Raw genomic sequence first — 15,500 nt, forward strand, 5'->3', positions numbered from 1 at the left:
TGACTATTGGTGTGCATTTTGAAAGGCAAGGATGATGGTGCTCAAATAGATTTTATACACTTTACAGGAGATTTTACTTTATCCATGTATGGTCTGCTATTATGAAATGAGTAAAGCGTTGAGAGATGTTTCATTAAAATAAATGTGTAAATAACATGATTTGGGAGACCTTTTGTTTTACGTGATGGGCATGACTTCATTAAAAAACAGAGAATGCAATAATATTTTTATTTCGAATAAGCTTTATACAAAGACAGAGAAATTATTTATTCGCATATTATAATAAGAATGCGTGTATGTATAAAACAATTTGAAAAGCTCTGTTGTTTCTTATGAATTATTCTTCAGTTAATAACAGATGTAACATTAAAGATTGATATAATGGACCGGCTTCTTAACTGTATAAGTATAAAATGATGGTGTTTAGTAAGCTTTGTATTATATCCTCATTAAGAGATATGAAAAAAAACGAAATGTCTTTTAGAAAGAAATGACTATCATATCAATGACTTTTCAATGATGTATATGTAGAGATTCATACAAACATGCTTTACAAAAATAATGACTCTCTTCCATGAATGTGATTTATCATTGTTTACCAAGTAAGAACATTTTGAGTATTCATAAACAACTTTCTTTGTTCATAAAAATTATTTCGCAGACATATTATTAATTAATTGCGTTCAAAAAGCTTGCTATTTCATATGCATTTTGGGAATGGAGAGCTTATATTCAAAACTTAAAAGTTCTCATAGTTTTTACAAATAAGTCGAAGCTAAAAAGAGTATCCCATAAAGTCTTTTTTATCATTAATAAGATGGACGTGTTACAATATAAATGGCAATCAGCAATAATATAACCGCAACAAGTAAAGAAATCCATAAAGGAGGGTGTAGCATTACAAAAAAGGATAAAAATCCTCCTGTCATACTCATCATTGCAAAAACTTTAACGAATGGAGAGATTGCTTTTTTTTCTTCCCATCGCTTAATAGGGGGACCAAAAATACGATGATTATTCAACCATTGATGAAAACGTGGAGAAGAACGCGTAAAACACCATGAGGAAACCAATAAAAAAGGCACAGTTGGCATAATAGGTAATACGACACCGATAATACCTAATATAACCATCGCCCACCCTGCTATATAATAGCAGATACGTAAAGGGTGCGATATCTTCAAATCTTTTTTCATTTTCTCGTACTATTTTCCTCTACGCAAAACCCTATACAAAAACATTGTATCTGTTTTTTTCTGTTTACATGTCTGAGTGTACAATTACGCTCTATCCCTTCATGCGTAAGTGTCTTTGCTGTTATAAGTTCCTTGAAAATACCGAATAGCTTACACAATATTATAATCATTTTAAATGATTTCAAGAAATGAGAAAAAGTTTCAGAAAAAAATAAAAAGGCTGCAGAATAAATCAATGCAGCCTCTTAATTAAAATGCAGTCTTGGGGGGGGGAGAATATACACTGCATTCAGTTGCTAGGCATTAGGAGGAAAAATAACCTAACAACCCAATCTCTAACTAAAATAGGCACGAGAAACAATACATAAAAATGCATGGCTGATATGCATGAATTTTAACACTTTCAAGTCTCTTGAACTGTGCTTCGACGAAAGAAAATCATCATGAAAGTAGCCATAAAAATCAACGTCAAGATCAACACAATTGTAGAAGCAGAGTCAGAGCCGATAAATAAGCTGAGATAAATCCCTAAAAAACCAGAAAAAGCTGCAACAAGTATTGCGATCATTAACATAAAAGAAAACCGCTTTGTGACAAGATAGGCAATTGCTCCTGGTGCTATCAGTAAAGAAATAACGAGCACGATACCTACAGCTTTCAAGGCCGCAACAATTGTAAGAGAAATCATTGTTAGAAGGGTATAGTGGAGTAGAGATATTGGTAAACCCATTGCACGTCCTTGAACTGTATCAAAAATATACAGCATAAAGTCGCGCCATTTTGCTGCTAAAATAAAAGTGACAATAGCAGAAATGATTGCTGTCTGCGTAATATCAAGCCAGTTAACACCCAAGAGATTACCAAATAGAATATGATTTAAATCTAAGCTACTATAAATAGATGTGGCTAAAACAAGCCCCAAACCAAACATTGAAGAAAAGACCACACCCATCACCGTGTCCTGTTTGATACGGCTATTGCTTCCTAAAAAACCCGTTAATAGTGCACACACCATTCCTGCAACAAAAGCACCGCAAGTAATCAAAGTCATTGTAATATTCTCGGGACGCATATGCTGAATCCAAGCAAATGGCAAAGAAGTTAAAAATGCAATTACCCATGGTGTTGTCATATAACCAACAACAACACCGGGAAAAACTGCATGGGAAATGGCATCGCCTAACAGTGCCCATCCTTTTAAGATAAGAAAGCAGGAAAGCATTGCCATTGGAACAGAAAGAATCATGACAATAAACATACCCTTAAGCATAAAAGAAAATTGAAACGGAAGCAGTAATTGATCAATCATGATAATATCACACCCTTTTTTGCCGCATTTATACGTAAGCGTGCAGCAATAAACCCGTGTTTAGGAGCAAAAATAAAAGCCAAAATAAATAAAAATGCTTGAAAAAGTACTACAACCCCACCTGTTTGCGCATTCAAAAAATAACTTACATAAACACCCAAGACACTTGTGAATGTTCCAATTATAACTGCAATAATCAAGACATTTACGAAACGATCACTTAAAAGATAGGCTGTTGCCCCAGGTGTCACAACAAGACAAATGACTAAGAACGCTCCAACGGTTTGCATGGCAGCAACCGTACAAGCGGCCAGCAATGTGAAAAAGAGAATCTTTAAAAACTTTACGTTTAATCCAATGGCGTGCGCATGCGTTTCATCAAATAATGAAACAAGAAGATCTTTCCATTTCAAAAGCAATATAAGCAAAGAAAAAAAGCCGATAAAAGCCAATTGTAGAATATCTGTTGAACTAACTGCTAAAATATTTCCCAAAACAATCGTATCAATATTAACAGCCATTGGTTTTAATGATTTGAGAAATAACCCAAAGGCAAAAAAGGAAGAAAAAATGAGCCCAATAATGGTATCTTCTTTAAGTTTTGTTCGATGGTTAAAAAAGAGCATTGCTGCTGCTGCAAGACCACCAGAAAAAAAAGCGCCGAGTGAAAAAGGTAACCCTAAAAGGTAAGCTCCTGCTACACCAGGAACAATCGAATGGGAAAGTGCATCACCAATCAATGACCAACCTTTTAACATCAAAAAAGCCGAAAGAAAGGCACAAACACACCCAACTAACCCAGAAACCCACATTGCATTCACCATATATTGATAGCTCAGTGGCTCAAGCAACCAAGAAATCATGCAACGTGCTCCACTCTTTCAATATCTTCACAAACTGCAGACTGCTTTCTTCCCATGAAAACATCATTTTTTTTTGTGCTTTGAAGATCAAAAATATGGTGGTGCAAAGACCCTCCAAAAGTTTTTTCCAGATTTTGCTTTGTAAAGATTTTTTCAGTTAATCCGGAAGCTAACACTGTTCCTTTTATTAAAACCGTATGATCACAAAATTCACGAACAGAGCCCAAATTGTGAGTTGAAACCAAGATCACAGCTCCTTCTTTACGAAGATCTTGTAACAAAGCAATGATTTTATCTTCTGTTGTAACGTCAACCCCTGTAAACGGCTCATCTAATAAAATAGCTTTTGCTTTTTGTGCAAGAGCGCGTGCTAGAAAAACACGCTTTTTCTGTCCACCAGAAAGTTCTCCAATTTGGCGCTTAGCAAAAGCCAGCATATCAACACGTTCTAAAGCAATACGAACGGCTTCATAATCTTGTGTACGGGCATAGCGAAAGAAATTCATATGACCGTACCGCCCCATCAATACAACATCTTCAACCAAGACAGGAAAATTCCAATCGACATCTTCACTTTGAGGAACATAAGCAATAAGATTTTTTTTCAAAGCTACATCAACGGGCAAATCAAACATGCGAATTTTTCCCTTTGAGGGGCGTACAAACCCCATAATCGCTTTAAATAACGTTGACTTACCGGATCCATTAACACCAACCAATGCCGTAATAGAACCCTTTGGACTTTCAAAATTCACTTCGCGTAAAGCTGTATGTCCATTACGATAAGTTACCGTTACCCCTTGGGCAAATATTCCACATTCCGTCATTGGCTTTTTACTCCCTCTGCTAGAGCCTTGCTAATACGCCCACTAGTGACACGTAATAAATCAATATAAGTGGGGACCTCACCATTTTTCTCACTCAGAGAATCAACATAGAGAACACCACCGTATTTAGCCCCTGTTTCTCTGGCAACCTGCTTAGCAGGCGCAGGGGAAATAGTGCTTTCAGAAAAAACTGCATGAATATTGTATTTGCGAACCATATCAATAACATGCTTGACCTGCTGTGGTGTTCCTTGTTGGTCAGCATTGATGGGCCATAAATAAAGTTCTTTTAGATCAAAATCACGCGCCAAATAGCTAAAAGCCCCCTCACTGGTCACAAGCCAACGCTTATCTTGCGGTACGGCTTCTAATTCAGCCCTAATTGGATCAATCGTTGCACGAATTTTCTGTTTATAAATTTCAGCATTCTCTTTATAAATTTCAGCATGTTCAGGGTCATATTTTACAAAAGCATCGCGAATATTATCAACGTAAATCAAAGCAGAGGTCGGTGACATCCACGCATGAGGATTGGGTTTACCGCTAAAAGGGCCCTCACCAATTTTAATGGGTACAATACCTTTTGAAACAACAACACTTGGAACATCCTTGATATTTTGAAAAAACTTTTCAAACCAAAGCTCTAACTCTAAACCATTCCACAATACAAGGTTAGCTCCTTGAGCACGCATAAGATCGCGTGGGGTAGGTTGATATTCATGAATTTCTGCACCTGGTTTTGTAATGGATTCAACATCAGCGGCATCACCTGCTACATTGCGCGCCATATCAGCAATGATAGTAAATGTCGTAACAGCTTTAAATTTACCAGCACACAAAGCAAAATTGGGTGTAAAAAAAATAACACTTCCCAAAACTATGGTGAAAAATGTTCTTATGTTCATTGATGCTCTCTTTCCTTTATATGCCTTCTTTTATTGCAAATAATTTGCATTATCATTTAGCAATAGCAGTTATCTTTTACATTTGCAATGAATGATTAAGAGAAAAAATAACTTTTCAAGATGTTTAAAAACAGTTTTTTTATATTGAAAAAACTGATGATTTAAGCAGCTTGTTTTGGTAATAAGATCCCCTTTCAAGAAGCTCTATAGCTCTTGAGTGCTAAACAAAAAGGGAGTACTCAAACAAGCTCCCACTTCATGTAAAATATCTCATAAAAAATGAGAATACTCAGTAGCGCAAATATGCACCTGTCATTTTGGTAACATTATCCACGATTTTTGAGGCAAGCTTTTCTAAATCTTCATCTGTTAGAGTCCGTTCTATGGGCTGAATAGTTACTTCAATTGCGACAGATTTTTTATCTTCACCAAAGCTTAAATCTTCAAAAATATCAAAAACCTGCACTGAATGAATAAGTTTTTTATCAGCTCCACCTGCCGCACGAATAATAAGAGAAGAGGCAACAGTTTTATCCGCTATAAAGGCAAAATCACGCCGCACCATTTGAAAAGGTGAGAGTTTCAAAGGAGGACGGCTTTTAGTCGTTTTTTTCTTTGATTCTGGAATTCGATCTAGAAAAATTTCAAAGCCGCATAAAGGACCACTGACATCTAACGTTTCTAATGTAGCAGGATGAAGAACACCAAAAAAACCAAGAATAATCTTTGATCCAAGTTTTATGACTCCTGAACGACCTGGATGATACCAATCAGGTGCCCCAACTTCAATCTGCACTTTCCCAACATCTATATCGCATGCTTCTAAAACAGCCAAAGCATCTGCTTTGGCATCAAAAACATCAACGACTGTTGCATTTCCATTCCAAAAACGCCCAGCCCCTTTAAATTGCTCTGTTCCGCGACGAATTCCGCTAACAACACTGTGTTGTTTATCAGGGGCGTCGCCTTCATAAATACTGGATATTTCAAACAAAGCAAGATCGGAAAAACCACGATCAGCATTTCTCTGTGCCGCCATAATCAAACCAGGTAAAAGGGAAGGACGCATTACTGACATATCAGCAGCAATAGGATTAACTAATTTAAGCTCTTCTTGACCTCCTCCAAAAGCAAGAGCTTGATTTTCAGAAATAAAAGACCATGTTACCGCTTCTTTCATACCACGTTGTACTAAAGCCAAACGTGTAGCACGTGAACGAATTTGTGCGCATGTTAAAATTTGATCTTTTCCTTCTGCAAAGTTTTCCAAAGGAATAGGTTTAATTTTATCTAACCCATAAATTCTCATGACCTCTTCCACCAAATCGGCTTTACCCATAATGTCAGGGCGCCATGATGGTACTTTTACCGTAACGACATCTCCTTTTCCTTCAACGAAAAATCCAAGTTTTGTTAAAATAGAGCTGACTTTTTCAGGTTCTATTTCCAAATTTGTTAAACGTTTAATTTCAGAAAAAGGAAAAGCGATCTGTTTGATTTCTTGTTGCTGATAGCCGATGATCCTCTTTTTAGATACTTCACCACCACAAAGACGTAAGACCAATTCTGTTGCAGTTTCAAGCCCTGTTTCTATAAAAGCCGGATCAACACCTCGTTCAAATCGATAACGTGCATCACTGATAAGACCTAATGCTCTTCCTGTTTGTGCAATGCTTTGCGCATCCCAAAGCGCCGATTCAATAATAACGCGATGTGTTGTTTCATCACAACTCGTTCTTTCACCGCCCATGATGCCGGCAATCGAAACAATTCCCTCGTCATCTGCAATGACACAATTCTTAGCGCTCAAATGATAGATTTTTCCATTCAGTGCTTGAAGCTGTTCTCCTTCACGCGCGCAACGTACACACAAATTACCTTTAATTTTATCTGCATCAAAAACATGGAGTGGACGACCAAGGTCAAAACTGATGTAATTGGTCATATCAACAAGCGCATTAATCGGTCTCAAACCAATTGCATTCAAACGTTGTTGCATCCACTGTGGTGATTCGCCATTTTGAACATTGCGTACTTCACGCCAAGCAAAGCCTAAGCATAACGATGAATCTTGCAAAAAATCTAAAGAAACATGAAGTGGTGTTTCAAAAGCAGTATCAAATTTTGGTAAAGACAATTCTTTTAATTTTCCAATTCCAACGGCAGCAAGATCACGGGCAATACCGCGAACACCTGTACAATCGGAACGATTGGGGGTCAAACCAATATCAATGATCGGATCATCTAAACCAGCATAAGCTGCAAATGAATCTCCAATAGGTGCATCTTCTGGAAGTTCGATAATCCCGTCATGCTCATTTGATAATTCAAGCTCTGCTTGCGAACACATCATCCCAAAACTTTCAACCCCGCGGATTTTTCCTACAGATAATGTCACATCGAGTCCTGGAATATAAGTGCCTGGTAATGCCAAAACACCAATAAGACCTGCACGTGCATTTGGTGCTCCACAGACAACTTGAACAGGTGTGGAAGTTCCTGTATCGACGGACAGAATCTGGAGTTTATCGGCATCAGGATGTTTTATTGCTGTTAAAACTTTTGCAATCACAAAACCTTTTAAAGAAGACCGATCATCAACGTGATCAACCTCAAGACCGATAGCGGTTAATTTTTCACAAATTTCATCCAAAGATGCATTTGTCTCTAAGTGATCTTTTAACCAGGACAATGTAAACTTCATTTTAAAACCTCACATGAAAGCGATGACTAAGATCACACATTTCTATTAGGAAAAAAAGCAGGCATATCAAAGCAACGAAAGCCATAATGGTCTAACCAACGCAGGTCAGCATCAAAAAAAGCCCGCAAATCAGGCATACCGTATTTCAACATGGCAATACGATCAATGCCCATTCCCCATGCAAAGCCTTGATATTCATCGGGATCTAAACCAACATTTTTCAACACATGAGGATGCACCATTCCGCATCCTAAAATTTCCAACCAACCCTGTCCTTCACCAAATTTTATTTCTGAACCAGAACGATCACATTGAATATCCACTTCCATAGATGGTTCGGTAAAAGGGAAAAAAGAGGGACGAAAACGCATTTTTACAGAGGGAACTTCAAAAAATTCTTTACAAAAGGTTTCATGTAGCCACATCATATGGGCAATGGTGGAGGTTTTATCAATGACAAGACCTTCTACCTGATGGAACATAGGAGAATGCGTTGCATCCGAATCCATGCGGTAAGTTTTTCCAGGAATAATGATCCGTATCGGTGCTTTTTGTTTTTCTAGTGTACGAATTTGTACGGGTGATGTATGGGTTCGCAATAATTTTCTCTCTCCCATTTTATCAACATCAAAAAAGAAGGTATCATGCATTTCACGCGCTGGATGCCCTTCAGGAAAATTCAATGCTGTAAAATTATAATAATCTGTTTCAATATCTGGACCTTCGGCAAGAGAAAAACCCAACTTCGTATAAATGGCAATAATTTCCTCAATCACTTGTGAAATAGGATGAATGCGTCCCCGTTCTATAGGTGAAGAGCGAACAGGCAAGGTAACATCAACTGTTTCACGAGAAAGACGGGCATCCAGTGCCTGTCTTTTCAGAAGATCACGCTTTTGTGCCCATAATTCTAAAATGCGATTTTTTAATCCATTAAGAACAGGTCCAACTTTATGGCGCTCGCCAGCATCCATTTTTCCTAATTCTTTTAATTTTTCAGAGATACTACCTTTTTTACCCAATGCTGAAATACGCACTGTTTCAAGTGCTTGTTCATCACCTGCTGCCTCTAAGGCTAAACAAATTTCTTGTTCCAGACGCTCAATATCATTCATATTTTTGCCTATTTTCTAATAAAGAAAAACCCGCACTCGCAATAGCCAGCACGGGACCTCGAATAAATAAATGCTTTAAGAGAACACGACTGGCTTACTTGACAGCGCCTTCAAAAGCATTAGGTGTTGTGTCTTTTAAATATTCTAAAGCTTTTTTTGCTGAAGCGACTAGAGCAGAAAATGCTTCCGCCTCGTGGATTGCTATGTCTGAAAGAACCTTACGATCAACTTCAATACCAGCTTTTGATAAGCCATCAATAAAACGTCCATAAGTTAAACCTTCTGCACGAACAGCCGCATTAATTCTCTGAATCCACAAAGCACGGAAAGTACGCTTTCTATTTTTGCGGTCACGATAAGCATACTGCTTTGAACGATCAACTGCTGCTTTAGCAGCACGAATGGTATTTTTACGTCGACCATAAAAGCCTTCAGCTTGTTTAAGAACTTTTTTGTGCTTAGCGTGTGCTGTCACACCTCTTTTCACACGAGCCATATTATAATCTCCTCAAAATCAAAAGCGTAAGGTTTAAATACCATTCGGCAAATAATGCTGAATGACTTTTTTAGCATCTTGTTCACACAAAACCATTGTTCCACGTGCATCGCGAATAAATTTATTCGAACGCTTAATCATGCCGTGGCGCTTACCAGCAGCTGCTACTTTAATTTTGCCTGACGCAGTGATTTTAAACCGCTTTTTAGCGGATGATTTGGTCTTCATCTTGGGCATTTTGCTACTCCATACATTAATTGATTCAATCAAACATTTTATTTGATCAAGCGGACCAACGCTTGAACAAGCATTTAAACAGCCACGGCATGCCCTGCCGGGCGGTTTCAAAAATGTTCTCATAAGCTAGTATACACAAAATAGCAAGACCGTATTATAAAAAAATGGGCGCTCCATTGCCTTGAATTTCAACCAGAGGTGCCGGAATAGCATTTGTTTTGCTTGCGGCTTTACATAAATCGGCAATAATGCATTGCGCACATTTTGCTTGACGTGCTTGACAAATATAGCGTCCATGTAAAATTAGCCAATGATGCGCATGACGAAGATAATAGATCGGTATAATCTTTAATAATTTTTTTTCGACAATCTCTGGTGTTTTGCCAGGCGCTAAACCAAGACGATTGCTTAAGCGAAAAATATGTGTATCTACTGCCAATGTAGGTTGACCAAAAGCAACATTCAAAACAACATTAGCCGTTTTTCGTCCCACTCCAGGGAGGGACATAAGTGCTTCACGCGTATCAGGGACTTGACCGCCATATTGATTAATTAAACAGTTGCAAAGTGCATAAATATTGCGTGCTTTTGCTCGCCAAAGACCGATTGAACGGATATGAAGTGCTATTTCTTCTTCCCCTAATGCAACCATTTTTTCCGGTTGATCAGCAAGGCGAAATAATTCTTTTGTCGCTTTATTAACGCTTACATCTGTCGCTTGAGCTGAAAGTACAACTGCCACCAAAAGCGTAAAAATATTTGTATAGATAAGATCACTCTTAGGCGCTGGGCGTTGCACAGAAAAACGGCGAAATATTTCTGCAACTTCATCTTTATTATATAATATACTAGATAAATTTCGCGCTTTTGATAATTTTATGGTACGTTGAGTCATTGAACTCTCTTAATTTTCTCTCTTGAAGTTATCATTTACGCTCGCCATATGAGAGGAATGCAGCGAACACTTTGTATAGAGTTTGGTCAAGTAACGCCGCTTTTCAAAGAGGATACTCATGAATGACACATGTGACGCCTTTCTCCAATCCTTTTCTTTTAGGATTTGAAACCGTAGAAAAAACATTGCAACGTATCGGTAAAGCTGATGAAGCTTACCCAGCCTATAACATTGAACGTTTACATAAAAACGATGATGCAAATCATATCCGGATAACTTTGGCTGTTGCTGGATTTAAGATTAATCATCTTAATATTTTGCTCGATGATAATCAATTGGTTATTCATGGTAAACAAACAGACAACCAAAATCATCAATATTTATATCGCGGTATAGCTGCGCGACAATTCCAGCGAATCTTTATTCTTGCGGAAGGGATGCATGTCACAAATGCGGAGTTGAAAAATGGTCTTTTATCAATTAATCTGTATCAACCAAGATTAAAAAAAGAAATAAAACAGATTCCAATTAAAGTCAGTAGTGGTGAGTCATAAAAGTTAAGGCGTAAAGGAACCGTGAAATGGGAGAACATAAACAAAACTTATCGTTTCAGAACACAGTCTACTCTGATGCGGGACAAATTGCCTATTTAAAAAAAGTTTGTACAGATGACTTGGCTAAAAACTTTCCAGATCTTCCACCAATGACCCCAGGCATTACCATATGGGCTCTCTTTGGTGAAACAGGTTATCCTATCATTTTATCCGATGAACGCTCTATCGCTCTTGCTGGAGCCAATGAGCATGAACTACAAATTGTAACTCTGCACTAGATTTCCTTACGAGAAAAACGGAGTTCTTTATAAATTCTATTCGTTTTTCTCATAAAGGGTATAATGATATAAGACATTGATTTATATTCATAATTAATTTTTTTACAACTGGAATGAGAGTCCCGAATATCATAAGGTTCTCTCATTTGAGATCTTCTTATGTTAAAACAATTAAAGTCACTTGCTTGATGTCATAAGCAAGGAGAGCCATGTGGATAAAAACACTTGAAGAAAGGAATAAAAATCTCTCTTTTTAATTGTCTTAATTGCCAAGGACTTCGCAACATTGGGGATGAGTAAAATGTATGATGGTGTTTGTTTTCTTCTTCATAAGTGGTGAGGATGCTTCTCATAAGTTTATATTATTCACGAGGGCCGTTATACCTTTATGGGCGCTGTCATGAACTGAGTTCGAGCGCAGTGAGAAATGTTTCTTTAAAACGAATGCGTAAATTGGCAATACAAGTGTATTTTGTTTGGTGTGTTTTGTTCTTCCTAAGGGGGTAACTCCATTGAAGAGTGTGAAAAACAAAAGTATGAGACAGCGCCTCATCATTATTTAAAAGATATTACTATGGAAGCTTTTGAAAGGTGTAAAGCTGAATTGTAAGGAGATGATAGATTTTTACCACGATGCCTTTATATTCTTTCCAATTTCAGAAATTACGCAAATAGATATACGCAATATAGCCATCAAATCTGGCATACAAAAATCTAGAACAGTTCATACTGCACTGAATCGTCTTGACATTTTTCTCAAACATAGAGTTACGCAGAGATGAGATGTTGATTGATAAGGAATAGAAAAAACAAAAGCTTTATGAGGAAGTTGATGCAAATCTTTTAATTTTGTGCTTCAAATGTCTCAGTCCAAGGTATTTTTCTCTTTTGAATACTAAAGCTCTTGTTTTTATAATGAAGTTACAGCACAACAAGAAAAATGGAATTATTTGAGGGGAAAAAAATAATGCCTTCTTACCGTTCAAGAATATCGACTCACGGGCGTAATATGGCAGGAGCCCGCGGTCTTTGGCGTGCAACAGGGATGAAAGATGCAGATTTTGGTAAACCCATTATTGCGATTGCGAATTCTTTTACACAATTTGTACCAGGACATGTCCATTTAAAGGATCTTGGGCAATTGGTTGCACAACAGATAGCCGTTGCTGGTGGTGTTGCGAAAGAGTTTAACACTATTGCTGTAGATGATGGAATTGCGATGGGGCATGATGGAATGCTTTATTCTTTGCCTTCACGCGAAATTATTGCTGATTCTGTAGAGTATATGGTTAATGCACATTGTGCGGATGCACTTGTCTGTATTTCTAATTGTGACAAAATTACGCCTGGTATGTTAATGGCTGCTTTACGGTTGAATATTCCAACAATCTTTGTTTCAGGCGGTCCTATGGAAGCAGGTAAGATTAAATGGAAAGATCAAGATCTAATGGTTGATTTGGTTGATGCCATGGTCGCAGCAGCTTCAGAACAGAATTCAGAAGAAGAAGTTGCTGAAATGGAGCGCGCTGCTTGTCCTACATGTGGTTCTTGTTCAGGAATGTTTACGGCCAACTCTATGAATTGTTTAACGGAAGCATTGGGGCTTTCGCTTCCCGGAAATGGATCAATGCTAGCAACACATGCAGATCGACGGATGCTTTTTGAAGAAGCTGGAAAACAGATTGTTACATTGGTCAAGCGTTATTATGAAGAAGATGATGAAACAGTTTTGCCACGCTCTATTGCTTCACGCAAGGCTTTTGAAAATGCAATGACCGTTGATATTGCCATGGGAGGATCAACCAATACAGTACTGCATCTTTTAGCAGCGGCGCAAGAAGGTGAGGTGGATTTTACCATGACGGATATTGATCATCTTTCACGTCGTGTTCCTGTTTTATGCAAGGTTGCTCCTTCTGTTGCGAATGTGCATATGGAAGATGTTCATCGTGCCGGTGGTATTATGGGGCTTTTAGGCGAATTGGATGCGGCGGGACTCATTGATACGTCAACTTATACGGTTCACGCAAAAACGATGAAAGAAGCTTTGTACCGTTGGGATGTAAAACAAACCAATGAACCAACAGTTCGTGCATTTTATCGTGCTGCTCCAGGTGGCATTCCAACCCAAACCGCTTTTAGCCAATCTAGTCGCTATGAGACTCTTGATCTTGATCGTGAAAAAGGTGTGATTCGCGATAGGAAACATGCTTATTCACAAGATGGAGGATTGGCAGTTCTTTATGGAAATCTTGCAAAAGATGGCTGTATTGTAAAGACAGCAGGTGTTGATCAGTCAATTTTAACCTTTAAAGGTCCAGCAAGAATTTTTGAAAGCCAAGATTCAGCTGTTTCAGCTATATTAACGGATAAGATTAAAACAGGTGAAATTGTTTTAATCCGTTATGAAGGTCCTCGTGGTGGACCTGGAATGCAAGAAATGCTCTATCCAACGAGTTATCTCAAATCTAAAGGATTGGGCAAGGTTTGTGCACTTGTTACGGATGGACGTTTTTCAGGGGGGAGCTCAGGGCTCTCGATAGGACATATTTCACCAGAAGCTGCTGAAGGAGGAGAAATTGCGTTGGTAGAAGAGGGGGATATCATAGAAATTGATATTCCAAATCGTAGCATTCATATATTGGTTGATGACATTGAAATGAGGCAGCGTCGTGCTAAGATGGAAGCAAAAGGAAAAGGTGCTTGGCAACCGGTTGAGAAGCGTCAGCGTAAAATTTCAAAGGCTCTCAAAGCTTATGCAGCGATGACCACATCTGCTTCAAAGGGTGCAGTTCGTAATATTTGATGAGATAAAGGATGCGTTTTAAGAGACATCTCTCAATGCTCCCAAGCGCATTTTGCGACGGTACCTATGAATGGTATAACGATAAATCCATTGAACAGCCCCATCTTTACGCTTGAGAAGAAGCAAGCCGGCACCATCACACACTTTGCCAGCTCATGGATGTTGCTACAATCCTTGGGGTTCATAAGAGGCATTTGTATTATAGTTTTTCCCACACACTCATCCCGCTTGTGATGTGCAAGCAAGTGATTTTGATTGGTTTAAGATAAACAGGCTTGAAATGAAAGAATCTTACGATATTTGGGGGGGCTAATTCAAGTTCAATAACGCTAAACTTTAATTATAAATCAATGTATTGACTTATAAAAGAAAGATAGTCCTCTAAGAGATTTTTTGGTATCTTTTGCACGATATTCTAAGCGGATAAGTTTATGAGCTTATCAGGATATTTTGAGTTATCGTAAGTATGATTAAAAGGCGATGCATAAAATTTATAAAAGCTGCTGCGGATTTTTTTTAGTAGTTGTGTAAGACAGGTGAGGTCGTATCAAGCGCTTTTCATATCATATTCTAGTTTTATGCAAGGTTATGATCTCTTATTACTCATCTTATGAAAGATATTTATTGTACTGGTGATATTATTTTGTTGGGCTATAAAACACTGTCATTGAGACGTGGGATATAAGAAAGCTTTCAACATTTAAGTGTTTTTAACGTGAGTTGTGAATATTCTTAGGCTTGTTTGTCAAGTCCTTGTGTAAGTTAATTACATGAGTGGGAAGCTTAAGAGGAAGCCGCTAGAATTGGGACTGTTTACAGATCAAATTCGAGTGGAAATCTTCGTCGTTTAAGGTTGGGAAGGATTTCAAAAGCTTTTTTTAGGAAAATAAAATGCAATTAGAATATCATTGATATACTTAATTATATGATTCATGTGGAAACAGTAAAAGAGTTCTTTATCATTTGAAATATAAAGAAAAAGCGTAATCTATTGCACGTGAATTTATCATGCAAAATGGGGTAGTATGATACACACAGACAGCTTTAAACCAACGCTGTTGCTATGAGTAAGATAATATTGAGCGTAAAAAAGCGTAATTCATTAAACATGCATGTTGGCAAGGTGGAGGAGAATTCAAGATAATCGTTGCAAAAAATGATTGTCTTGTAAAAAGAATCGATGTGGATCAATTTTTTTGTATAAACGTCAAGATTGATCTAAGGAAATATGAAATATAATGCATAGGATTTTTCCTCTAGATGCATTCTACTTATCAAAATATATTGCGTAGAAAAGCAATAGGAATAAGGTAAA

General features: G+C 37.7%; 13 protein-coding genes and 1 pseudogene. 3 read left to right on the forward strand and 11 right to left on the reverse strand.

Going from position 1 to position 15,500, the window contains the following annotated elements:
- Positions 1-809: 809 nt before the first annotated feature.
- From ACFIML_RS02470 to nth, 10 genes are all read right to left on the reverse strand, one after another.
- Positions 810-1,196 (reverse strand): YbaN family protein, encoded by a 387-nt coding sequence (locus tag ACFIML_RS02470; RefSeq protein WP_375606163.1) that lies wholly within the window; start codon positions 1,194-1,196, stop codon positions 810-812.
- A 403-nt stretch (positions 1,197-1,599) separates the two neighbouring features.
- Positions 1,600-2,505: a metal ABC transporter permease gene (locus tag ACFIML_RS02475; RefSeq protein WP_375610018.1), complete on the reverse strand. Its 906-nt coding sequence runs from the start codon at positions 2,503-2,505 to the stop codon at positions 1,600-1,602.
- Positions 2,502-3,368, reverse strand: a complete 867-nt coding sequence (locus tag ACFIML_RS02480) for a metal ABC transporter permease (RefSeq protein WP_375606165.1) — start codon at positions 3,366-3,368, stop codon at positions 2,502-2,504. The genes ACFIML_RS02475 and ACFIML_RS02480 overlap by 4 nt, the downstream gene beginning before the upstream one ends.
- Positions 3,365-4,195 (reverse strand): manganese/iron ABC transporter ATP-binding protein, encoded by an 831-nt coding sequence (locus tag ACFIML_RS02485; protein ID WP_375607867.1) that lies wholly within the window; start codon positions 4,193-4,195, stop codon positions 3,365-3,367. Before ACFIML_RS02485 ends, ACFIML_RS02480 begins: the two co-directional genes overlap by 4 nt.
- A complete protein-coding gene (locus ACFIML_RS02490) occupies positions 4,192-5,100 on the reverse strand; it encodes a metal ABC transporter substrate-binding protein (protein WP_375687295.1) in 909 nt (302 codons plus the stop codon). The genes ACFIML_RS02485 and ACFIML_RS02490 overlap by 4 nt, the downstream gene beginning before the upstream one ends.
- Before the next feature lie 289 nt (positions 5,101-5,389).
- A complete protein-coding gene (gene pheT / locus ACFIML_RS02495; protein WP_375687297.1) occupies positions 5,390-7,804 on the reverse strand; it encodes a phenylalanine--tRNA ligase subunit beta in 2,415 nt (804 codons plus the stop codon).
- 32 nt (positions 7,805-7,836) lie between these two features.
- Positions 7,837-8,919 (reverse strand): phenylalanine--tRNA ligase subunit alpha, encoded by a 1,083-nt coding sequence (pheS, locus tag ACFIML_RS02500; RefSeq protein ID WP_375606169.1) that lies wholly within the window; start codon positions 8,917-8,919, stop codon positions 7,837-7,839.
- Positions 8,920-9,013: 94 nt separating this feature from the next.
- A complete protein-coding gene (rplT, locus tag ACFIML_RS02505; protein ID WP_012754515.1) occupies positions 9,014-9,415 on the reverse strand; it encodes a 50S ribosomal protein L20 in 402 nt (133 codons plus the stop codon).
- A 33-nt stretch (positions 9,416-9,448) separates the two neighbouring features.
- Positions 9,449-9,652: a 50S ribosomal protein L35 gene (gene rpmI, locus ACFIML_RS02510; RefSeq protein ID WP_183193590.1), complete on the reverse strand. Its 204-nt coding sequence runs from the start codon at positions 9,650-9,652 to the stop codon at positions 9,449-9,451.
- A 154-nt stretch (positions 9,653-9,806) separates the two neighbouring features.
- Positions 9,807-10,547: an endonuclease III gene (gene nth, locus ACFIML_RS02515; RefSeq protein ID WP_375606170.1), complete on the reverse strand. Its 741-nt coding sequence runs from the start codon at positions 10,545-10,547 to the stop codon at positions 9,807-9,809.
- 122 nt (positions 10,548-10,669) lie between these two features.
- On the opposite strand from nth, the gene ACFIML_RS02520 reads away from it, so the two are divergent.
- The 3 genes from ACFIML_RS02520 (at position 10,670) to ilvD (ending at position 14,185) form a co-directional block, all read left to right on the forward strand.
- Complete coding sequence (locus tag ACFIML_RS02520) at positions 10,670-11,101, forward strand: Hsp20 family protein (RefSeq protein ID WP_375606171.1); 432 nt, start codon at positions 10,670-10,672, stop codon at positions 11,099-11,101.
- A 26-nt stretch (positions 11,102-11,127) separates the two neighbouring features.
- Positions 11,128-11,379: a DUF1150 family protein gene (locus ACFIML_RS02525; protein WP_375687300.1), complete on the forward strand. Its 252-nt coding sequence runs from the start codon at positions 11,128-11,130 to the stop codon at positions 11,377-11,379.
- A 967-nt stretch (positions 11,380-12,346) separates the two neighbouring features.
- Positions 12,347-14,185 (forward strand): dihydroxy-acid dehydratase, encoded by a 1,839-nt coding sequence (ilvD, locus tag ACFIML_RS02530; RefSeq protein ID WP_375607865.1) that lies wholly within the window; start codon positions 12,347-12,349, stop codon positions 14,183-14,185.
- A gap of 21 nt (positions 14,186-14,206) precedes the next feature.
- Here ilvD and ACFIML_RS02535 read toward each other — a convergent pair.
- Positions 14,207-14,329: pseudogene (locus ACFIML_RS02535) on the reverse strand (integrase); the annotation flags it as partial.
- Positions 14,330-15,500 lie beyond the last annotated feature (1,171 nt).

Origin of the sequence: Bartonella sp. AC62GZZY (genome assembly GCF_042196525.1) — a bacterium.
Lineage (GTDB): Bacteria > Pseudomonadota > Alphaproteobacteria > Rhizobiales > Rhizobiaceae > Bartonella.